This is a genomic window from Xaviernesmea oryzae (assembly GCF_900109605.1).
In the GTDB taxonomy this organism is placed as follows: Bacteria; Pseudomonadota; Alphaproteobacteria; order Rhizobiales; family Rhizobiaceae; genus Xaviernesmea; species Xaviernesmea oryzae.
Genome location: NZ_FOAM01000028.1, coordinates 1 through 21,451 on the forward strand (window position 1 = coordinate 1; position 21,451 = coordinate 21,451).

The following is a 21,451-nucleotide window of genomic DNA, read 5'->3' on the forward strand; positions in this document are numbered from 1 at the left end:
AGTTCGTCCAAAGTCGTTTCGCCATGGGCCGACATCCGCTCGCGGACCCAGTCACCATGGGCCATAAGCTTCCCACCACCAGGCGGGTGGCCCTGCTTGGCCGCGGCCAGAGAACCGGATGACCGATGCAGCATCATCATATTGTTGACGAACCGAGGCGAAACCCGGAAATGCCGAGCGGCTTCACGGTTGCTATGCCCTTCATTCACAAACGCAACGACACGCTCACGCAACTCGATCGGATGCGGCTTGCCCATGGTGCATCTCCTTCCATGGGCAAAGTGAATCACAGAGCAAGACAAACTGGAACCATGAATCAGGTTTACAGCGACACGCTTTAGCAAAACCACGAAGGCGCCGGCCTTGACGGCAGCCCTTGCCGTGGCCTCGCCAATACCGGACGAGGAGCCCGTTATGAGAACGACGGCGTCTTCGAGTCTCATGATCTGTCCTTTTGAATCATGCCTGTTCAGCCTCAGCTAAACTTGCGTATTGGCCGGCTATTGGTCGCCACTCAATAAACTGCCGCTAGAAACTAGGCGCACTCAAAGCTGGCGATTATTTGCCTATTCCTGCTCCATGCATTGCCCGCTCGGGTTCGATGTGTGACGAACAGGCATGAACGACACTTTGCGAACATTGACGACATTCGTGGCACAGCGAACGCAATCCGTGCTGACGCGGGCCGAAATGCCGCGAGTGGAGATCTATCGTGTCACGCAACCGACAAAGCTATTGCCGGAGATTTACCAGCCTTTTGTCAGCCTCATTTTGCAAGGCAGCAAGCGGCTGATGATTGGCACGCAGGTTCTTGACTATGCTGCCGGAAACACATTCGTTGCCTCCGTGGCTCTGCCGGCGATTGGCGAGGTCATCGAAGCGAGCGTCGCCGTGCCTTATCTTGCCGTATTGCTCCGGTTCGATCTGACAGTGATTGCCGATCTGCTGCGAGATGTGCCTGGCTCGATGGACGTTCCCCATCAGCAGAGCTTCCGTGTCGACCCAGCAAGCGATGATCTCGTCGATGCTTGGCTGCGCATGATGCGCCTCATGGACCGACCTGACGATATTGCGGTGATGGCACCCTTACTTGAACGGGAGATCCTGTTCCGTCTTCTGCAAGGCCCGCAGGGCGTGGTGCTCCGTCAGGCAGCCACTGCCGAAGGGCGGTTCTCGCAGATCAGGGCAACTTTGTCCTGGGTCAGGACCAACTACGCAAGGCCCTTCCAGGTCGAGGATCTCGCCGACATGGCCAACATGAGCCCGTCGGCATTTCACCGCCGCTTCAAAGCGAGCACGGGTCTGTCTCCATTACAATATCAAAAGCACCTCAGACTGTACGAGGCGCGCAGGATACTCTTTGCTCAGCCTGGCGATGTTGCTGCCGTGGCCTTCGCCGTCGGGTATGAAAGCCTATCGCAATTTACCCGCGAATATGCCCGTCTATTCGGCGCACCGCCCGCCAGCGACATCAGAGATCTGCGCGCGCCTGGTTCCCGCAACATCACCGGCGCTGCCTGATACGGTCCATCGGCGGAATGGACGGTAAACCGGCATGAACCGCCCGTCTTTCTCACATAGCCCCGACGGTTTGGTCTGCCCTGCTTCGCTGTCTCTTTTGGGACCCAGATTTGACTGCAACTACAGAACTTGAAGGCGCCTGGCGGAAAAGAGCCAAGAGAACTGGACAGGTTGGCAATTCGGACCGCCAGAGCTCGCCGCAACAGAAGCAGCATTGCTGGATCACAGCCAGCATGCCGATAAAATTCCGCCACTCTTGACCAAATCGAGCGCACCCACAGGTGGTGTACCTAAACTCTGGCCGTCCGACACATATTGACAACGCTCAGCCATGTCGCCGAGTTAAAAAAAGTAAAATGCTTTGACGCCGGCATAACCGGCGATCGTGGAGATGGAGGACTCCTGTGGCATCGTTGCTTGAAAGATGAAGAGCGCGCCAGCCAAAGCGGACTGGCCACCGCTCACAATCATTGCCCACTGACCGCCGCTCGTATTCCGCCGTCCGAGATCCTTTTCGCAGTTTTAAGAGACCCGAAAAGAGAAATTCCTTCCGATCACATAAGTCTCTCGCCACTAAAGCGGCCGAAGCGGAAAAACAGGCCCGCTCCAGCCGCCGGGACCGGCACCACAAGCAGGTCGTCAAGAAAAGCCGGCGACCGAATGGGGACGATAGTTGGCCTCAAGGGCTTGTATTTCTTCCGCAGTGAGCTTGATGGTCAGTGCAGCGACAGCGCCGTCCAGGTGCTGCAATTTCGTGGCGCCGACGATAGGCGCGGTGACTTCGGATTTCGACAGAAGCCATGCGAGAGCGATCTGCGCTCTGGGCACCTCCCTGTCCTTCGCAATCGTCGCGACTGCCTCCACCACGCGCCTGTCAGCATCCTCCGTCCCCTGCGCGTAGAGACCTTTGCCGAACTCGTCGCTTTGGGAGCGTGCGCTTTGCTCGCTCCACTCGCGCGTCAGACGACCACGCGCGAGGGGGCTCCAGGGAATGACGCCAATGCCTTCGGCCTTGCACAGCGGAAGCATCTCTCTTTCCTCCTCCCGATAAAGAAGGTTCAGGTGGTTCTGCATGGAGACAAACCGTGTCCAGCCATTTGCCTCGGCGACAGCGAGCATTTTGTGAAACTGCCACGCATACATCGACGACGCGCCGATATAGCGGGCCTTGCCTGCCTTGACGACGTCATGCAACGCCTCCAGCGTTTCCTCGATCGGGGTATGGGGATCGTAGCGGTGGATCTGGTAGAGGTCGACATAGTCGGTCCCTAGCCGCTTCAGACTGGCATCGATCTCCGAGAGAATGGCTTTTCGCGACAGGCCGGCGCCATTTGGTCCGGGCCTCATCCGGCCATGGACCTTCGTGGCGATGACGACGTCGTCTCTCGTTGAATAGTCCTTGATCGCACGACCGAGAATTCCCTCGCTCGTGCCATCGGAATAGACATTGGCTGTATCGAAGAAGGTGATCCCCAGTTCGATCGCCTTGCGGATGAATGGGCGACTGTCTTCTTCCCGAAGCGTCCACGGGTGATTTCCGCGATCAGGCTCGCCGTAGCTCATGCATCCCAGGCAGAGGCGGGAAACCTCAAGACCTGTGTTTCCAAGCCGTGTGTAATCCATGGTCGTCTCCGAGTTTTGCAGCGTGAATGATGAGAAACGTCCCAAGGGGGCGTGGGTTCGCAGGGTGCACTGTTCAAGTGCGAATGGCACCTTCCACGAGCAGGCCTGAACCGGCAATGCTGATCGCGTCAGACCCAGCGACGAAGACGTCTGTTCGCCAACCTTCGTCTATTCCTCCATCTCTGCCATTAAGCCGTGCGATGGAGCAGACATCTCCACCTTGCACACATACTTCGCTCACCTCAGCCTGTCGCGCACATCGGTCATGCGGCGATCGGTTCAGCCACCTGGATCAGGCAATCGCCTGCCTGGCTGTCGCAATGCAGGCGGTGGGAGATGACGATGCCGGGTTCGGCGAAGTGCAGTGGTTCCTCCGGCTGTTCCAGCCGTTCGAGATCGTGATACCAGCCGGCGAGATCACCGGCTGAGACCATGGCACCGAGCGCCACGGCGGGTTCGAACCAGCCGCGTCGTTGCGCATAGATGCCCTGGCTGTGGCGGGAGAGCGAGAGGAGCTGCAGCGGGCCGCTTGCCGGCGCGAAGTCCCGTGACAGGATGGGCGTATCGACCATGCCAAGCGCGAGAAGGAGCCGGTCGATGGCGGCGGCGGTGAAGCGCATGCTGGCCGGCGTGACCGTTCCGCCACCACCGAATTCGCCCGAAAGGCCAATGGCACCGGCGCGGCCTGCCGCGCCCATGGAGGTAGGGGCCGCCGGGCCGTTGTCGGCAATGAAGGCATGCGCCCCGCCCATGACACGCAGAAGCTCGACCGCTCTTTCAAAGCGGGCCGGATCGGCCTGCCGCTCGATCAGCGTGCAGGGAAGATGCGCCATGGAGGTGCCGCCGGCGTGAAGATCGAGCACGACGTCATGATGGGGAAACAGGTGCGTTTCCAGAAAATGGGCGAGCCGCGCGGTGGGCGTGCCCAAGGGTTCGCCAGGAAAGGCGCGGTTGAGATTGCCGCCATCGAATGGCGAACACCGTTTCGCGGCCATCACGGCCGGCAAGTTGGCGGCCGGCAGGATCGTGATCGCGCCGCGCATCCTCGCTGGATCGAGCAGGCGCATCAGCCGCGCGAGCTGAAGCTCGCCCTCATATTCGTCCCCGTGATTGCCGGCCATCAGAAGGAGGCTCGGGCCTTGGCCGTTCTTCACGCGAAGGATCGGGATGCGGATCTGGTAATAAGGCGACCGGTCGATCGAGAAGGGAATCGCAAGATCGCCGGCCTGACGGCCGTCCCGCGACAGATCGATCGGATTGACGAGGCCACTGTGCATTTTGTCTCCAGTCGGGGGTCAGCCGAAGCATGTCAGATAAGCCCCGGTCACCCGCTGATCGGGGTCGAGGCCGTAGAGGATGGCGTGCCGGTCCAGGCAGGTGCAGGGATGGGAGATGCCGAAGACAATCACGTCGCCGACGCTGACGGTGCTTGCGGGATCGAGCCGCAAGAAAGCGTGCTGGTCGTTGAGGCGCAGCACCTCGCAGTCATGAAGGGTCGCAAGTCGCTCTCCTGCGCGATAGAGCGCCAGCGGGCGCGGCAGTCCCTGGTCATTGGCGACATCGCGCAGGCCCAGACCACAGATCGCCAGGTCGGGTTCAGGGCGCGAAAGCACCTCCGCCCAAACTCTCAGCGCCGGCTGGAAGGCCTCGGAGGCGGCCAGCGTCTCGCCGCCGATCACGAAGCCGCCGCGCGCGTCGACGCCGGCCATGCCGCGTTCATAGACACCATGATCGTGGAAGAAGACGGCGCCGCTGCGCAGGATCAGCCGGCAATGTGGGTCCGCTGCGACGGCAGCCCGGAGCCCAGCCATCACCCGGTCGAAGAAGACCGACCCGCCAGCCGTCAGGATCAGCGCGCGCGTCTTGCCAAGGCGCGTACGCAGCAAGGCCAGGAAATCGCCGGTGACCTGCATCAGGGCATCAATGCGCTGCGCCGTTTCCAAGACATCGGCTGTTGCCGCAGCGCCTTCATAAGCCGCAACACCTGTCAGCCGAAAGCGCGTTGTCTCGGATGCCAGGATGCGTTCGAGAATGCGCAAGCCCGCCTCGATCGTCCGCGCTCCGGCGCGGCCGGCGCCGAATTCGATCAGCAGGCCGAGCGGCGGCAGGTCGTCGCGCTCGGCCCAGGCTGTGCGCAGCGCCTCGACGGCCTCAGGCGAGTCGACGAAGATGTGGAGGTCCGCATCGGGAAAGCCCGCAAGCAGCGCTGCCAGCCGTCGCGCGGCTGCCACCCCGCCGATCTCATTGGCGAGGATCAGACGCCTCTGGCCCGCGCGCAGGAGCACGCCGGCCTGGCGGATATCGGCTACCGTTGTTCCCCAGGCGCCCGCCTTCACGAGCGCGTCGGCGAGCGCCGGCACCATCGGCGTCTTGGCATGCGGAGCAATGTCGACGTTCTTGTCCCGCACATAGGCCATCATGGTCTCGACGTTGCCGGCAAACGCCGCTTCGTCGAGCGAGAGAAGCGGCAGGGCCATGCGCCCGTCATAAGGCGCCCAGTTCTGCGCGCCGATTGCACCTGCTGGCAGCGGCGGATGGCCGGGTGGAAAGCCGCGGATGCGGTCATCGATCATTGGATCGGTGAGGACATTAAGGGCGGCGTCAGACATGGTCTTCCCCTGCGGCGGCGGCGTGATCGCTCAGCCCCAGCCGGTATGTGTCGTTTGCGGTGGTGAAGAACAGCGACCGCTGCTCATCGAGGGAGAGCGGTTCGGCCGCCCGGCGGAAGACGTCGTAGAGCGCGTCGAAGCCGGCATGGAGACCGGCAACCGGAAAGTCGCTGGCGAACATGCAGCGTTCGGCGCCGAAGCACCGCAGGCAATGGGCGATCACGGGCTCCAGGCTGTCGAAGCTCCAGCCATGGTCATAGGCCACGAGGTCGGAGATCTTCAGCCGAACGTTGGGCTCGGCGCCGAGCGCTTGGAGCCCATTGCGCCAAAGCGCCATGCCATCCTGCGTCCGATCCGCCGGACTTCCGGCATGGTTGATCACGAAGAGGGTTTCGGGGAAGGCGCGCACCAGATCGCGGGCCTCATCCATCTGCCAGGGGTAGAGCATGAGGTCGAAGACCAGACCCAGCTTCGTCAGATGGGAGAGACCTGCTCGCCAACGGGCATCCGCCATTCGCCAAGGCCGCGGCGCAAAGCTTTTGGCCGGTTCAGGGTGCCAGCTGACGATGTCGCGAATGCCGACGATGCGCGGATTGGCTGCTTCGATGGCGAGTTTCTCTTCGGCATCGGGATCGTCGAGCGGCACCCGGGCAATCGCGCGTCGAGCAATACCGCCTGCGAGATCCAGCGTCTCCAGCCAGGCACTTTCCTCGTGCGGATGGGCATCCGACCATCCGGCCTCGACATGAACGGTGGCGACGATGTTCTGGCGCGCGGCATCGGCGGCATAGTTCGCCACGCCATAGGAGCGCAGCAGAGCGGACATGTTGCCGAAGACCATCTCATCCTGGTGCGCGCGCGCCCGCTCAAGCCAGGGATGGCGCTTCAGCGAGATGTCCCACAGATGATGATGCGGATCGACGACCGGACCGGCATAGCGCGTCATCGGCGCGCCTCTCTGCCGGAGATCATGAGAAGCGCGAGGATCAGCGAGCCGAACATGATCGACCGCCAGCCGGGCGAGGCATTGACGACGGTGATCAGCGCCGTGGTCGTGACCAAGAGGATGGCGCCGGGAATGGTGCCCGCATAGGTGCCACGGCCGCCGAGAATGGAAGTGCCGCCGAGAACGACCGCTGCAATCGAGGTGAGGAGATAGGGATCGCCGATGCCGACATAGCCTTGACGGTTCATGCCCAGGAGCAGCAGACCGGCAAGACCGGCAAAGAAGCCGGATAGCGCATAGAGGATCAGCGTGTTGCGGGTCGTGCTGACGCCCGAGAGACGGGCGGCCAGCGGATTGGCGCCAAGCGCCAGGAAGCGGGCGCCGATCGGCATGCGGTGAATGAGCAGAAGCATGCAGGCGGACACGAGGATCCAGAGCACCACGCCGGCCGGAACGCCCAGCGGACGCGACTGGCCGAGCAGCAGCACGGCCGGGTTCTGCACCGTGACGGCGCTGCCGCCGGCCACCAGCACGAGCATGCCCTGCAGGAAGGTGGCCATGGCCAGCGTCATGATGATCGGCGGCACCTGCAGAAAGGTCGCCCCTGCCCCGTTGAGCAAGCCGATGCCGACGGCAATCGCCAGGACGAGCGCGACCCCGACAAGCCCGGTCGGATCCCAGGCCGGCGAGAGAAGCGGCAAGAGGATCGCCGTGACGGTGATGACGGCGCCGACCGACAGATCGATCCCGCCCATCAGCACGACAAGCGTCTGCCCGGCGGCGGCGATGCCGATGACGGCCGCAAGCTCCAACAGATAGCGCAGATGGCCATAGGCGCCGAAGCCGCGCAGCGACAGGCCGGCAATGAGCCAGACCAGCGCCACGAGCAGGAAGGTCAGCAGCGGCGGATTGCGCAAGATGGCCTTGGCACGCATCATCGCGCAGCCCTCCACAGAGCGAGATGAGCCGGCACAGCCACGGCGCCGACGATGATGAGGCCTTGCGCGACATATTGCGCGACCGGCGGGAAACCCAGGAAGAACATGACGTTGATCATGACCGATAGAAGCAGGCTGCCGCAGACCGCGCCGCGCATCGTGCCCTTGCCGCCAAGAAAACCGACGCCGCCGAGAACGGCTGCCGCAATCGAATTCAGCGTGAAAGGCGCGCCGATGATCGGATCGCCCGAGCCTGTCTGCGCGGCGACAAAGAGACCGGCCAGCGCCGCAAGCACGCCGGACAGGGCAAAGGAGACGATCTTTACCCGCTCGATCGGCACGCCGGAGCGAAACGCGCCGACGGGATTGTCCCCGGCGGCATAGATGGCGAGGCCCAGCGGGGTGGCGAGAAAGATCTTCCAGAGCCCAAGGATGACGAGAAGAAGCAGGAAGGCCACTGGCGTGTGTCCCGCAAGGAGGGTGGAGAGCCAGCCCGGCACGAAGCCGCCCGGCCGCGGCAGGAGGATGAGCGCCACGCCGGTGATGATGAAGGAGCCGGCCAGCGTGACGATGATGGCCGGAAGACGCAGGAGCGCGACGATCGCACCGGTCACCGCGCCGATGCCAAGGCCGACGGCGACGACAGCCAAAATGCCGCCCGGCACACCGAAGGCGCTGCCCATCGTCGTCGCCGCGATGACCGCGCCGAGACTGACCAGCGGCCCGATGGCGAGCGTGATGCCACCGTTCAACATCAAGAGCGCCTGCGCCATGGTCACCAGCGCCAGAGGAAACCAGTTCTGCGTGAATTTGGAGAAGCCGCCGATGGTCAGGATGCCAGGGAAAAGCACGGCATAGAGGACGAGAAAGGCGGCAACGACGAGGTAGAGACCGACAAGGCCGCGATTGCGCCGCCGCTGGATGGCGCCGTAAAGTCCGGATGAGGATGCGCGGTTCATTGAACAGTCTTCCTTCCGATGCCTTCGCCCTGCTCAACGCCCATGGCCGCGCCGACGATTGCCGCCTCGGTGATCGCCGGTCCACTCAGTTCGGCTGCCACAAGGCCCTCGCGCAGCACCAGCACGCGGTCGCAGAGATGGACGAGTTCGGGCGTATCCGAGCTGGCGAGGATCACCAGCCGCCCCTCCGCCGCAAAGCGACGGAGCATCAGGTAGATTTCGCGCTTGGTCTCGATATCGACGCCGCGCGTGGGATCGTTGAGCAGCAGGACGCCTGGGTCGAGCGGCAGCCATTTGGCAAGCGCGACCTTCTGCTGGTTGCCGCCCGACAGGGCCTGCACGGGTCTGGCCACATCGCCCTTGATCATCAGCTGCCGCGCGAGATCGGCGACCAGCCCCGCCTCGGCGCGCCGGTCGCGCAGGCCGCCGCGCGCCAGCCGTCCCAGCGAGGGAAGCAGGATATTGGACGCGATCGAATGTGGCAGGACCAGCCCTTCATGCTTGCGGTCAGCCGGCACATAGACCATGCCCGCCGCATTGGCCGCAGCAACATCGACAGGCAGGCCGGACCGTCCATCGATCTCTGCCCGATCGGCCTTGGCGGGGATCGCCCCATAAAGGCCAAGCAAAAGATCCTCCTGCCCCTGCCCGACCAGTCCACCAATGCCGACGATTTCGCCGGCCCGGCCGGCAAGCCGCGCGTCGCGAACGAGCCCGGCGGAAAAGCCCTCGACGTCGATCCTCACCTTGCCGACGCGTTGCTGCGGCTTTGGCGGGAAGAGCTCGCCCGTTTCGCGGCCGACCATGAGGCGCACCAGCCCCTCCCCGTCGACACCGGCGAGCGAACGGTCGGCCGTGACGCCGCCATCCTTGAGAACCGTGACGTGGGAACAGAGCGCCTGAACCTCGTTCAGGCGGTGGGAAATATAGAGGATTGCGACACCGCGATCGCGCAGCGTGGCGATCAACCGGCCGAGCACGCCGGCCTCATGGGCCGATAGCGACGACGTCGGCTCGTCGAGGATGAGCACCCGCGGCTTGCGAAACAAGGCCTTGGCGATTTCGACCATCTGCCGGCGCCCGAGAGCAAGATCGGCGACCGGCATATCGAGCGGTTCGGTCAGGCCGACGAGATCGCAGACCTCGCGCACGCCGCGCGCAAGCGCTGCATAGTCGATCAAGCCGAAACGCCGGGGATAGGCGCCGAGCCCGATATTCTCGGCGATCGACAGATCCCCCGCCAGGCTCAGCTCCTGCTGAACCACGGCAATGCCGGCCGCGCGCGCCGATGCCGGCGACAGCCGCGATATCGGCTGGCCATCGATGGCGATCGCCCCTTTATCCGGCGCAAGGGCGCCGGACAGGAGATTGATGAGCGTGGATTTGCCGGCGCCGTTTTCACCGAGCAGGGCGTGAACCCTGCCCGGACGGAGCGCGATATCGACGCCCTTGAGAACCGGATTTCCAAAGAAGCCCTTGAAAACCCGGCGGGCTTCCAGAAGCGGCCCTGCATCGGTCATGTCGATCGTTCCTGCCCGGCTTACTGGGCCAGCAGCTTGTCGAACAGCGCCTTGTCGTAATCCGAGTAAATATAGCCATCGGCGGGGAACTTGTCGGCCCGTGCGAGATAGCTATCGATGGAGCTGTCGTCGATCACCGGCAGCGGCACCTTGATGAAGGCGGGGACGGACTTGCCTTCCAGCGCCTGAACCGCCGTGTAGACCGACAGAGCACCCAGCCAGTTCGGCTGCATGGTCGCCCAGCCCTTCAGACCCTTTTCCTTCCACAGCTCCAGGAACTGCCGTGCGTTTTCGCCCGTGATCGGCACCTGCTCGCGACCCTGACGGTCGAAGGCAAGAACGGAACCCGCAGAAAGCGCGCCGCCGAGCGACAGGACGCCATCGATTTCCTGATTGGCGAAGAGCAGGCTGGTCATCGCTTCCTGAGCCGGCGCGACGTTGTATTCCGTATTGGTCTCGGTGATGATTTCGATGCCCTTATTGGCATCCAGCACAGGCTGGGCGCCCTTGCGTCGATCATCGGAGACGGAGATGCCGGCCGGGCCGTTCATGACGATGATCTTGCCCTTGCCGCCGAGCTGGTTCACCAGCCACTTTGCCGCTTCGCCGCCCCATTCGTTGGAATCCGTGTTGATCTTCGCGGTAACCTTGTCCGTGTTGACGAGGCTGTCGAAGTTGACGATCGCAATTCCCTTGTCGCAGGCATCGGAGATGACGCGGTCGAGCGCGTTGGAGGAGCCGGCGATCACCACGATCGCATCGACATTGGCGTCGATCATCGACTGAATGTGCTGGATCTGCGTTTGCGCGTTGCCCTGAGCGTCGGTGATCATCAGATCCTTGACCAGACCTGCTTTCTTCAGCTCATCGACCTCGGCGGTGATGGTGCCCTCGGTCTGTTTCATCCAGGTCGGCACCGAATAGATGTTGGCCCAGCCGATCGTATAGGGCGCCTTGCGGTCCCCCTTCACGCAGTTCGACGCTGCGTTGGCCACGCCGGAAAAGGCGGCGAGCACGAGACCGGCCGCGACAGTCGCTTTCAGAAGGCGGCGCAGCGCACCGGACGAAGTTTCGTTGACGTTGATCATGTCGTTCCCCTTTTGACGCGGCTGGCACCCTCACTTGTCCATGATGTCCGCCGCTTGATGACAACGTTACCATTATGAGTCCGCCTGTCAATGACAACGTTACCATATTAAGACAAAGCGGGTTTGGGCGTCGATCCATCGGGTTGCGCCGCGCACCGTCCGCAGCGCGCTCTTCACGCGGTTGCGCTTCCGCCTCTGCGCGGACTAAAAACAGCACGGGCAAGGATAGGGAGACGGATGCAGAGCGCGCAGGACGAAAACGGATCGACCGTCGTCTATGACGACGTGCTGCGGATTGCCGACGCCGATCCGCCAAAGCAGGGGCACGGCACAGAGAGGCAAGCGGCGTCGCAACGCGTCTCGATCGGCGATGTCGCGCGGCTGGCCGATGTCGCGCCGATCACCGTGTCGCGTGCGCTGCGCAATCCGCAAAAGGTCAGCCCGGACAAGCGCGCCCGGATCGAACAGGCGGTGGCGCAAACCGGCTACAGCATCAATCCCCATGCCAGCGCCTTGAAAAGCGGACGGTCGAATGTGGTGCTCGCCTTCGCCTCCAACCTGATGAGCGAGCAGTTCGCCTCCGCCCTGAAGACCTGCGCGGCAGTGCTGGAGGATGCCGGCTATCTCTTTCTCGTCGGCCAGACCTCCTATTCCTACGAGCGCGAGACAGCCGCGCTTCGCTCCCTGCATGCCATGAAGCCGGCAGCGGTGATGCTTACCGGCGTCATCGAGCTGGAGAGCAATCGCGAGCTGCTGCGCGGCCTCGGCATTCCGATCATGGAGACCTGGGCCCTGCCGCGCGACCCGATCGACATGCTGGTCGGCTTTTCAAATACCGAGGCCGGCCGGCTGGCGGCGGACATGCTCTTTCGCCGGGGGTATCGCAAGGTTGCCTATGTCGGCAGGCGCGGCGGCCGGGGCGCCCTGCGCTTGCAAGGCTTTCGCGAAGGCTGCCAGGCGCTGGGCATTAGGCTCGTCTGCGAGGAGCTGGTGGACGATGTCACCGGCGTTTCGGACGGCCGGCGCTGCCTCTCATCTGTCTTGGCCCGCCCGGAAAAGCCTGACGCGCTCTTCTGCAGCAACGACGTTCTGGCGCTGGGATGCATGATGGAAGCGCGGCGCTTCAATGTTCGGGTGCCGACCGATCTCGGCATTCTCGGCTTTGGCCAGAGCGACATTGCCGCCGAGATCCCGCCGGGCTTGACCATGATCGGCGTCGACAGCGCCCTCCTCGGCCGCGAAGCCGGCGCCATGCTCATCGCCAGCCTGGCGGGAACACCTCCTACGCAGAAGCTCAAGAGGCTGGATCTGATCGTCAGCGAGGGCGGCAGCCTCTGACGCAGGTGCGGCGGCATGGCACAGGGCGTCGCCTTACACGCTTCGCTTTCGCATCGAAGGTTGCGATCCATGCAAATGCGCCGCCGCGCCCCGGCCGGCTCGCACACGAACCGTACGGCCTCTTGATCTGCTGACGCTTTCCCGACATGACTACATATGTCATCAAGTTGGGGATGGGCGCGGCATGCTTCTTGGAATCGACATCGGCACATCGATCATCAAGGCCGCACTGTTCGATGAATCTGGCACCGAGCGTGCCGCCTCGAGCGAGCGGATGCAATTGCTCTCCGCGCCGCTTGGCTGGTCGGAGCTTGACGGCGAGGCGGTGTGGACGGTCACCACGCGGGTAATCCGTGCGCTGTTTGCCGATGGTCAGGTCTCGCCTGCCGATGTGCGCGGCATTGGTGTTACCGGGGTGATGGTCGGCGCCTGGCTGGTGGATGCCGAGGGCGAGCTTGTCCGGCCTCCCATCCTTTGGAACGACGCGCGCGCCCAGTCGCTGGTGGATCGTATCCGGGAACGCGAGCCTGATCTCTTTTCCAGGGTCTTTTCCCATTCGGGCTCCATGATGCAGCTTGGATGCACGCTGCCGGTTCTTGCCTGGCTGAAAGAGAACGAGCCGCAGGCCCTCAAGCGGGCACGCCGCGTCATCTGCGCGAAGGATTTCATCCGCTTCCGCCTGACTGGAGAATTCGCGACCGATGAGTCGGAGGCGGCGATGGCACCCGGCTCGGCAGCGATGCGGGCTTTCCATGTCGATCAGGCGCGCCTGCTTGGCGTGGAGGAAGAGATGCAACTCCTGGCACCCGTTCGGCCGGCTACCGCATTGGCAGGGCACGTCACAGCCGCCGCCGCGCAGGCGACCGGCCTGCGGACAGGAACGCCGGTGGCCGTGGGAACGGGCGACACCGGCGCCTGTGTTCTCGGCGCGGGGTGCCACCGGCCAGGACAGGCCGTTTCCGTCCTCGGGACAACCTGCCTGAACGGCGTGCTGTTCGACCGGCCGGTCTTCGAGCCGCGGGATCTGGGCCTGCTCTTCATCCTGCCGGAACAGCGCTGGATGAAGACCATGGTCAATGTCGCCGGCACCACCGTGCTCGATTGGTGCCTGCAGACATTGTGCCCCGATGTCGCCGCAGGCGCCAATCCCTACGAAACCTTGGCAAGGCTGGCGGAGAGCAGCCCCGCCGGCGCCCATGGCGTGGTCTTCGTTCCCTATCTGTCGGCAAGCGGCGTGATTGCTCCGCATATCGAGCCACGGGCGCGCGCCGGCTTTCACGGTCTCGCGCCGCATCACACGCGGGCCGATATGGTCCGTGCGATCTATGAGGGCATCGCCTTTGCCATCCGCGACTGTTACGAAGCGATCGGCGGAACGGCCGGTGCCATTCGCCTGTCGGGCGGCGGAGCGCGCAGTCCCTTCTGGAGCCAGATGATCGCCGACGTCACGGGCTATGTCGTGGAAATCCCCTCCGGCACACAATTCGGCGCGAAGGGCGCCGCGCTCTGTGCAGCGGTTGCCATCGGCGACCACGCATCGCTGGAAGAGGCCTGTGCCGCCACCTTCACCGCCGAGCGTCGGCACGAGCCGATGGTTTCGCAAGCCTATGAGGCGGGCTATCGCCGCTTCAAGACCGGCAGCGCCGCCGCACTCGGCGTTCTGACCGACATTGCAAGCTGAGAGACCATCTCGGAAGCCTCATCCTGCGCGCCACCCCCTGCGCGGAGAGGCTGCGCCATGCGCCTTACACGGCAAGCTGGAAGCGGTTCGGCGCTCTACAGCGCTGTTTTTCTTTTGGATCGTGCCGCTGAGCGATTGCCGCTCCCTGATCCGACGCTCTTGTCTTCAAAGCTGCCAAACCCGACGGTGTAGGACCACTCCCTTGCTTCCGGGCTTATCGCCTCCGGAACGGCCTGCAGGAAGCCGACATGGCGGATGGAGATATCGAGCGGTACGGGCAGCATCGATATATGCGACAGCTCGATCGGTGCCCCGGTCTGGTCGCGCGCGCGGCGAATGGCGATGAAGATGGGGTTGCCCTCGGGAAGGCCGAGAAGGGACGCAACCTCACCATCGGCCACGGCCGGCACATATTGGTCCTCGGCCTGGACGATGGTGCGGTTGAACTGATGGCGCAGCGTGCCATAGAGCGAACTGTCGAGGTGGGAGAGCTCCAGCCCCTCCAGGAGCGTCAGATTCAGGCAGGTATCCACCACGGCGAGCGCGCGGCCATTGGCGGACACCAGGCGGCGATGACGATAGACCTGCGCATCTCGGCCAAGTTCGAAGAAGAGCGCATTTTCGCCGTCCGCCATCTCAGGACCGCTCGAGAGCACGCGAAACTCCGGCCGTAGTCCCTGCCCGGCGATGCCCTCGGTAATGCTGGTGATGGCCCGATAGCGCTTTTCGACGCCCTTGGAATTGATGAAGGTGCCCATCCCATGCTGGCGCACCAACAGACCCTCTTGAACGAGAAGCTCCAAGGCCTGCTGGATCGTGCGGCGGCTGACCTTCCACTCGCGCGAAAGCGGCAGTTCGCCGTCGATCTTCTCTTCATAATAGCCTGACAGAATCCTGGCGCGCAGCGTCTCGGCAATCTGAATATAGACCGGCCGGTGATCCCGAACCGCAGAGGAAATATTCAAGCTGACCTCGGCATTCCCTGTTTTTCGCTCTGCCGAGCATAAAGGAGCGCCACCTGCATGGCCATATTGGCGAGCACGGCCTCAAGGATTATTCGCCCCTTTTGTGCCGTCGCCGCCCGCGCATCCCCCAGCACCGGACTTTGCGAAAATTCGGTCCAGCGATAGGGCACGTAGGAAAAATCAGGCGGAAACTGGGGGTAATTGGCGATCGCCTTGCTCATATCGACATGCTCGGGCGCCAGATGCAGCATGTAGGAGGTCTCGATTTCGCAGGCATGCATATAGGCGGCATGCGCCTCCGGCTTCTCGCGCTGTGTGACGATCAAGGCCTCGGCGCCGGGATAGAAGAAGTTGGCGATGACGATCCCCTCCTCCTTGGCCATGCGCTGCGCATCGCGGATCGCCACCGCATTGCCGAGATGCGCGTTGACCACCACCAGGGTCGAAAGGCCCTTGGCCTTCGCCGACATGGCGATTTCCACGATGGTCCGCGTCACCGTCTCGTTGGACACGCCGAAGGAGCCCGGCGCATCGCCGAGCGACCAGACCTGTCCAAAGGGAAGAACCGGCAGCCGCAACAGCGGCGTGCGCCCGTCCACGACCCTTGCCAGCTCCTCGGCAAGACGTGCCGCCAGCAGGTTGTCGGTGCCCGCCGGCAGATGGTCCCCGTGGCTTTCCACGGCGCCGATCGGCAGGATGAGAACAGGACGCGCGGCCAGCGCCTCGACCATCTCGCTGTCGTTCAGGCCGGTAATGTCGGTCTTGTCCTTCACCATCCCGCTCATGGCTTGAACACGAAGGCGCGGCGGGGATTGTCGATGAAGAAGGCCTGGAACAGCGCCTGTCCATCATAACCGGCCTCGTTGGCCTGTTCGATGAAGCGCGGCACCCAGCTTTCGAGAATATAGCCGAGGCCGAGGCCGCCCTCGCCATAATGACGATACATGGTGCGCCGGGCGATATCGCCGCCGACGAGGATCTGGTCCTTGTGGCCGTGCTTGAGAAGACTGAGGATGCAATCGATCAGCACGCTCTCGGGATGGTATTTGATGCGGCTGATGCCATCGAAGCAGAGGAAGGCGCCGGTCTCGGCGGCCTTGCGGTGAACCCAGGGGTCCGGGTTGCGGTCGACATGGGCAATGGTCAGCCGCGTGGCATCGACGCCTTCGGCCTTGACGATGGCGAGCTGTTCGAGGATCAGCGTGCCGTATTCGGTATGGGAGTGGAGCGGCGAGCCGGTTTCCTTATGGGCGTCGAGCACCGCGCGCATCACCTTGTCCTCGGCGTCCGAAATGGTGTTGTAGCCGGTTCCGAACTTCGCCACGCCGCCTCTAAGGTCTGTCCCGTCCATGCCGACGGTGAGCTCGTGCACCACGTGGTCGCGGATCTCCGCCCGGCTGTGGCTGTCGATCCAGGCTTGAAAAGTGCCGCCGGTGCCGGCCATCTGGCCAGGCCACATGATGGCCTTGTTGAAGCCTGCCGTGGCGATGATGCGGATGCCCGTGCGCTCGGAAATCGCCCGCAAAGCGCTCGGATCGCGACCGTAGTCGATGGCGGTGGCGTCATAGACGGCCTGACCGCCAGCCGCCGTGAAGAGTTCGACGTCCTTGATCGAGCTTTCGAGGTCGTCGATCATGAAGTCGTCGATCTTCTTTTCCTTCCACAGGGGCGGGATGCAGAAGAGGTGATCATGCGCATAGGTGACGCCAAGATCCTCAGGGGCGATATCGCCGGTCAGCGTTCGAATGAATGCCACGTCAGCGTTCCTTCTTCAGGTTGGCAAGGGCCAGCGCGACCACGATGATCGCGCCTTGCATGATGAATTTTGCCGCAGGGGGCAGCGAGAGCACGTAAAGCAGGCTTTGCAGGATAAAGAGGATCAGCGCACCCAAGGCGGCACCAAGCGGCAGAAAGACGCCGCCGGAAAAGAGCGCGCCGCCGATCACGGCTGCGGCGATGGAGTCGACCGTATAGCTATCGGCAATGCCGATCGTCGCCATGCCGGTGATGGCGGAGAGAAGAATGCCGCCGAGCGTGGCAAGCAGGCTGGACAGCATGAAAGCCAGGATCACCATCCGGTCGGACGCTATCCCGTTCAGCCGGGCGGCCCGCATATTGGCGCCTGACAGCAGCATCCTGCGGCCGGTCATGGTGAAGTGCACCAGAACCGAAAGCAGCCCGGCGACAAGTGCCCAGACAACCACCGACCAGGGCAGCACACCGGCGATCCATCCCTCGGTCACCACGCGGAAGGACGCCGGAATCGAGCCGCGTGGACTGCCGCCTGTAAAGACCAGCAGGCCGCCCGCGATGATCAGCGACATAGCCAGCGTTGCCAGAAAGGCGGGAATGCGCAGGACGACGACCAACAGACCATTGGCCAGGCCGACGGCAAGGCCGAAGATGAGGGTGAGTGCGAGCGCCGTGCCGATATTGGCCATGTCTCCGGCAAAGCTTGTGGCGAGAACGACATTGGCCAGACCCGCCGTCGCGCCGACGGAAAGATCCAGCCGGCCCATCATCAGGATCAGCGCCTGCGCGAGCACGATAATACCGAGGGGCGCGGCCTGCCTGGCATTGTCGAGCAATTGCTGCCCTGAAAACGCGCCTGAGCTGACCAAGAGCAACGCCAGAAGAAGCACAAGCAGGCCGAGGGCGCGCAGGCTGGCGGCAGAGGGTCGCAATTGGGCGATGAAGGGTGCCAGGCTCATCTCATGCCTCGCTCTTGCTGGTGCGCATGAAGAAGACGAGCGCGCCGACGAAGATCAGTCCCTTGGCGATCGCCTGCAGATTGGTGTCGAGGCCGAGCAGGTTGAACATGTTGTTGACCAGGACCAGAGCCAGCGCCGCGAAGAGAACGCCGGCGACGCTGCCCCGCCCGCCTTGCAAGGCCACGCCTCCCAAGATGGCGGCGGAAACGGAGTCGAGCGTATAGGGCTCGCCGATCAGCGGATCGCCGGAGAGAATGCGGATGGACAGAAACAGGCCGGCAAGCGCCGCGATGCCACCGGCTGCGCCATAGACCACCAGATCGACCCGCGCGCCGGACACGCCATTGGCGAAGGCCGCCTTTGCATCCGAGCCGAAGGCATAGATGGCGCGCCCCATCCGGCTCCAGCCCAGAAGCAGGAACATGAGCGCATAGGCTGCAAGGCAGATGAGCAGTGGTGGGCCGAACAGCGCCTCCCGCTCGAAGACGAGTTCGTAGAAGACATAATCCACCTCGCCGCCCGGCGAGGGCAGCAAAAGCAGCGTCACGCCCTTAACGATCGCGGCCGTTGCCAGGCTCATGACCAGCGGATTGATGCGCAGCAGAATGACGCCGGCTGCGGTGAAAAGCCCGCAGGCGACCCCGGCGACAAGGGTGAGCGGCACGGCCGCCCAGCCGAGGTTGAGCGAGCCGAGCGCCATGATCGCCGTGGCCAGGCTCATGATCGTGCCGACCGAAAGATCGATGCGGCCGGCAAAGAGGACGATGGCCTGCGCGAGGGCAACGAGCCCGAGCGGCAGGAGACGCGTGGCGAGATTGCCGAGATTGGCCTCCGTCAGGAAGGCGGGCGACAGCAGGCTGGTCAGGATCGTCAGCAGGGCGGCCAGAGCCAGCGCCGGCAGCGACAGGACCAGATTGGCGCGAAGCGAACCGTCAAACATGGGCGGCCTCCCGCGCCATGTCGGCGGGGCCCGACGCAAGCGCCATGATCCGCTCTTCCGAAAACGCCGCGCGCTCCACTTCGCCGGACAGCCGGCCTTCATAAAGCGTCAGGATGCGATCGCTCAGGCCGATCAGCTCGATCAGATCCGAGCTGATGACAATGACGCCAACACCCTTAGCCGCCAGCTCGCCCACGAGATGGTAGATCTCGCTTTTCGACTGCACATCCACGCCCTTGGTCGGTTCGTAGAGCACGAGTATCTTCGGCACATGGGCCAGCCAGCGGGCAAACACGACCTTCTGCTGATTGCCGCCGGAAAGCTCCCCCACCGGCTGTTCGAGATCGGTCGAGCGGATGGAGAACCGCGCACGCGCGTCCTGGGCAAAGCTGCGCTCGGCCCGGAGCGGCAGGAAGCCGAAGCGGGCCTTCTCGCTGATCGCAAAGAGGCTCATATTCATACGGATCGGCAGCGAGAGCGCCAATCCATCATGCTTGCGGTCATCGGGAATGCTCGCCACCCCGCTGGCAATCGCAGCAGCCGGCGATGACAACGATGCCGCCTTGCCATCAATCAGAATCGTGCCTTGTGTGAAAGGATCCGCGCCGCAGAGCGCGCGGGCCAGAGGCCGTTGCCCCTGCCCTTCCAGGCCGGCAATGCCAAGGATCTCGCCGCTGCGCAGCGCGAGCGTCATGGGAGGCAGCTGCGCGTTGCCTGCCGATTGCAACTCGAAAACAGGCTTGGCCTTGCTGGATGGCGCAGGGCGTTCGGGAAAAACCATGGTCAAGGTCCGGCCGACCATCGCCTGGATCAGGTCATCGCGGTCGAAGTCGCCGCGTCGCGCTTCGAGCGTCAGCGCGCCATCCTTCAGCACGACGGCGCGATCGGCCGCGTCCATGATCTCGCTCATGCGGTGGGAGATGAAGATGATCGAGGTACCCTGTTCTTTCAGTCTGGCCATGAGCGCCAGAACCGTTTCGGCCGCATGCGCGGAGAGCGAAGCAGTCGGTTCGTCGAGCACAAGCAGTTTCGGCCGCCGCTCGATGGCGCGGGCAATCTCGACCAGCTGGCGCTCCGCCGCAGGCAGGCTGTGTCCAAGCGCCCGCGGATCAAGGGCAAAGCCGAGGCCGGCGAGGAGCGCTGTACAATCGGCATGCATGCGCGCCTGGCGCAGCAGGCCCAATGCATTGCGCGGTTCGCGGCGGAAATAAATGTTTTCGGCAATGGTCAGGTCCGGCATGATCGCCGTTTCCTGGTGGGCGATCGCCACGCCACGGCGCATCGCCTCGACTGGCCGGGCTGGCCGGTAATCCAGCCCGTCCAGTGTCATGCTGCCGGAATCCTGGGCAAGCCCGCCGGAGATGATGTTCATCAACGTGGACTTGCCAGCACCATTTTCGCCGACCAGCGCCAGCACCTCACCGCGCTCGAGCGTGAAGGAGACGCCGCGCAGCACGGGATTTCGGCCGAACGCCTTCGACATGGTCGACACGCTCAAACGCGGCGTCTTATCTTGCGAAACCTCGGTCATCGCGGCGGGCTTTTCTGTCTTGTTGCGCGGCTGGCTCAGTCCTTGAAGGCAGCGCGCACCTGCTCGTCGCTCAATCGCGTGTTCGACCAGAAGGAGTCGGAAAGATCGGTGCGCACGATCGACGCCACATTCGCATCCGTGATCATCGGGGGCGGGAAAATCGTGTTCTTCTCGACGGATTCGCCCTTCAATAGCTTGATCGCGACAAGCAGGGATTCCGAGCCGAGCCAGGTCGGCTTGGAGGGCGCGACCGAAGTGAAGCCCTTGTCCTTGAGCGCCACCCAGCGCTTGAGATAGCCATTGTTGTCTTCGCCGGTCATCGGCACCAGCGCGCGCCGGGCTGCGTCGAAAGCATCGATCGCGCCAAGCGTCATCGCCCCGCCCTGAGACCAGATACCATCGATCTCGGGATTGGCTGCCAGCAGGTTCGACACCGCGACCTTGGCCTGCGCATAATCCCAGGACGCATCGACGGCGCTGACCACCTTGATATCAGGATTGGCCGCAAAGACCTCCTTGGCGCCCGCCCAGCGATCGTCACTGGCGGAAATACCGGAAATGCCATTGAGCGCGATGATCTTGCCCTTGCCGTTCAGCGCCTTGACCAGCCATTCCGCCCCCGCCTTGCCGAAGTCCTCATCATTGACGGTGACAAGGGCGTCATAATCCTGCGAGCGGATCTTGGAGGCCAGCAGCACGACCTTCACGCCCTTGGCGCGGGCCTTCTTCAGCGTCGGAATGAGCGCGGTGGGCGAAATCGGCGTGACGATGATCGCCTTGACGCCCTTGGTCAGCAGATCCTCGATATTGGCGATCTGCTTGTCGACCTTCAGCTCGGATTCCGTATAGGTGACATCGACCGTGTCGGCCTGGCGCGCGGCCTCTGCCTCGAACTCCTTGTAGAGCTGCACCGACCAGGAATTCCCACCGAAATAAATATCATAGCCGACCGAAAATTTCTCGGCGGCGGCAGCCGGAGCGGCAAGCCCCAGAGCGAGCGCGGCGGCGAGCATTGCCTTTTTCAGGTTCATGACGGTTCCCCTTTTTTAATGACCAGCCTAGGCGAGCCACATGCTACCTT

Annotated in this window: 19 protein-coding genes and 1 pseudogene; 3 read left to right on the forward strand and 17 right to left on the reverse strand. The window is 63.5% G+C overall.

Annotated elements, in window-relative coordinates; translation table 11 throughout:
* Window positions 1–443 (reverse strand): SDR family NAD(P)-dependent oxidoreductase (locus BMX61_RS25235; RefSeq protein WP_234794797.1); only part of this gene is annotated, 443 nt, incomplete at its 3' end.
* Between the two features lie 175 nt (window positions 444–618).
* Here BMX61_RS25235 and BMX61_RS23065 point away from each other — a divergent pair.
* The gene (locus BMX61_RS23065) at window positions 619–1,521 is read left to right on the forward strand and encodes an AraC family transcriptional regulator (RefSeq protein ID WP_075627065.1); all 903 of its coding nucleotides are present in this window, start codon (window positions 619–621) and stop codon (window positions 1,519–1,521) included.
* A gap of 290 nt (window positions 1,522–1,811) precedes the next feature.
* Here BMX61_RS23065 and BMX61_RS25240 read toward each other — a convergent pair.
* The 9 genes and pseudogenes from BMX61_RS25240 to BMX61_RS23110 all read right to left on the reverse strand — a co-directional run.
* A pseudogene (locus BMX61_RS25240) lies at window positions 1,812–2,062 on the reverse strand (DUF308 domain-containing protein); the annotation flags it as partial.
* A gap of 98 nt (window positions 2,063–2,160) precedes the next feature.
* Complete coding sequence (locus BMX61_RS23075; RefSeq protein WP_075627066.1) at window positions 2,161–3,144, reverse strand: aldo/keto reductase; 984 nt, start codon at window positions 3,142–3,144, stop codon at window positions 2,161–2,163.
* Window positions 3,145–3,407: 263 nt separating this feature from the next.
* Complete coding sequence (locus BMX61_RS23080; protein ID WP_075627067.1) at window positions 3,408–4,421, reverse strand: M14 family metallopeptidase; 1,014 nt, start codon at window positions 4,419–4,421, stop codon at window positions 3,408–3,410.
* Between the two features lie 18 nt (window positions 4,422–4,439).
* Complete coding sequence (locus BMX61_RS23085; RefSeq protein WP_075627068.1) at window positions 4,440–5,753, reverse strand: alanine racemase; 1,314 nt, start codon at window positions 5,751–5,753, stop codon at window positions 4,440–4,442.
* Entirely contained in the window at window positions 5,746–6,699 is a 954-nt protein-coding gene (locus BMX61_RS23090; RefSeq protein WP_075627069.1) for an amidohydrolase family protein, read from the reverse strand. Before BMX61_RS23090 ends, BMX61_RS23085 begins: the two co-directional genes overlap by 8 nt.
* A complete protein-coding gene (locus tag BMX61_RS23095) occupies window positions 6,696–7,637 on the reverse strand; it encodes an ABC transporter permease (protein ID WP_075627070.1) in 942 nt (313 codons plus the stop codon). The genes BMX61_RS23090 and BMX61_RS23095 overlap by 4 nt, the downstream gene beginning before the upstream one ends.
* Window positions 7,634–8,596, reverse strand: a complete 963-nt coding sequence (locus BMX61_RS23100; RefSeq protein WP_075627071.1) for an ABC transporter permease — start codon at window positions 8,594–8,596, stop codon at window positions 7,634–7,636. Before BMX61_RS23100 ends, BMX61_RS23095 begins: the two co-directional genes overlap by 4 nt.
* The gene (locus BMX61_RS23105) at window positions 8,593–10,116 is read right to left on the reverse strand and encodes a sugar ABC transporter ATP-binding protein (RefSeq protein WP_075627072.1); all 1,524 of its coding nucleotides are present in this window, start codon (window positions 10,114–10,116) and stop codon (window positions 8,593–8,595) included. The genes BMX61_RS23100 and BMX61_RS23105 overlap by 4 nt, the downstream gene beginning before the upstream one ends.
* A 20-nt stretch (window positions 10,117–10,136) precedes the next feature.
* The gene (locus tag BMX61_RS23110) at window positions 10,137–11,204 is read right to left on the reverse strand and encodes an ABC transporter substrate-binding protein (protein ID WP_075627073.1); all 1,068 of its coding nucleotides are present in this window, start codon (window positions 11,202–11,204) and stop codon (window positions 10,137–10,139) included.
* Window positions 11,205–11,441: 237 nt separating this feature from the next.
* Here BMX61_RS23110 and BMX61_RS23115 point away from each other — a divergent pair, with 237 nt between their 5' ends.
* Together BMX61_RS23115 and BMX61_RS23120 are read left to right on the forward strand one after the other, a co-directional pair.
* Window positions 11,442–12,542, forward strand: coding sequence for a LacI family DNA-binding transcriptional regulator (locus BMX61_RS23115; RefSeq protein ID WP_075627074.1), 1,101 nt, complete (start codon window positions 11,442–11,444; stop codon window positions 12,540–12,542).
* A gap of 184 nt (window positions 12,543–12,726) precedes the next feature.
* Window positions 12,727–14,223 (forward strand): FGGY-family carbohydrate kinase, encoded by a 1,497-nt coding sequence (locus BMX61_RS23120; protein WP_075627075.1) that lies wholly within the window; start codon window positions 12,727–12,729, stop codon window positions 14,221–14,223.
* A 95-nt stretch (window positions 14,224–14,318) separates the two neighbouring features.
* On the opposite strand, the gene BMX61_RS23125 is transcribed toward BMX61_RS23120, so the two are convergent.
* From BMX61_RS23125 to BMX61_RS23155, 7 genes are all read right to left on the reverse strand, one after another.
* Window positions 14,319–15,188 (reverse strand): GntR family transcriptional regulator, encoded by an 870-nt coding sequence (locus BMX61_RS23125; RefSeq protein WP_075627076.1) that lies wholly within the window; start codon window positions 15,186–15,188, stop codon window positions 14,319–14,321.
* Window positions 15,185–15,973 carry a creatininase family protein gene (locus BMX61_RS23130; protein ID WP_092743043.1) on the reverse strand — a complete coding sequence of 263 codons (789 nt, stop codon included), beginning with the start codon at window positions 15,971–15,973 and terminating at the stop codon, window positions 15,185–15,187. Before BMX61_RS23130 ends, BMX61_RS23125 begins: the two co-directional genes overlap by 4 nt.
* Entirely contained in the window at window positions 15,970–16,944 is a 975-nt protein-coding gene (locus tag BMX61_RS23135) for a phosphotriesterase family protein (RefSeq protein WP_075627078.1), read from the reverse strand. Before BMX61_RS23135 ends, BMX61_RS23130 begins: the two co-directional genes overlap by 4 nt.
* Before the next feature lies 1 nt (window position 16,945).
* Window positions 16,946–17,899 carry an ABC transporter permease gene (locus tag BMX61_RS23140; RefSeq protein WP_075627079.1) on the reverse strand — a complete coding sequence of 318 codons (954 nt, stop codon included), beginning with the start codon at window positions 17,897–17,899 and terminating at the stop codon, window positions 16,946–16,948.
* Between the two features lies 1 nt (window position 17,900).
* On the reverse strand, window positions 17,901–18,839 hold the full coding sequence (locus BMX61_RS23145) for an ABC transporter permease (RefSeq protein ID WP_075627080.1): 939 nt from the start codon (window positions 18,837–18,839) through the stop codon (window positions 17,901–17,903).
* Window positions 18,832–20,322, reverse strand: a complete 1,491-nt coding sequence (locus BMX61_RS23150) for a sugar ABC transporter ATP-binding protein (protein ID WP_170855007.1) — start codon at window positions 20,320–20,322, stop codon at window positions 18,832–18,834. Before BMX61_RS23150 ends, BMX61_RS23145 begins: the two co-directional genes overlap by 8 nt.
* 83 nt (window positions 20,323–20,405) lie before the next feature.
* Window positions 20,406–21,401: an ABC transporter substrate-binding protein gene (locus BMX61_RS23155; RefSeq protein ID WP_075627082.1), complete on the reverse strand. Its 996-nt coding sequence runs from the start codon at window positions 21,399–21,401 to the stop codon at window positions 20,406–20,408.
* Window positions 21,402–21,451: the final 50 nt, after the last annotated feature.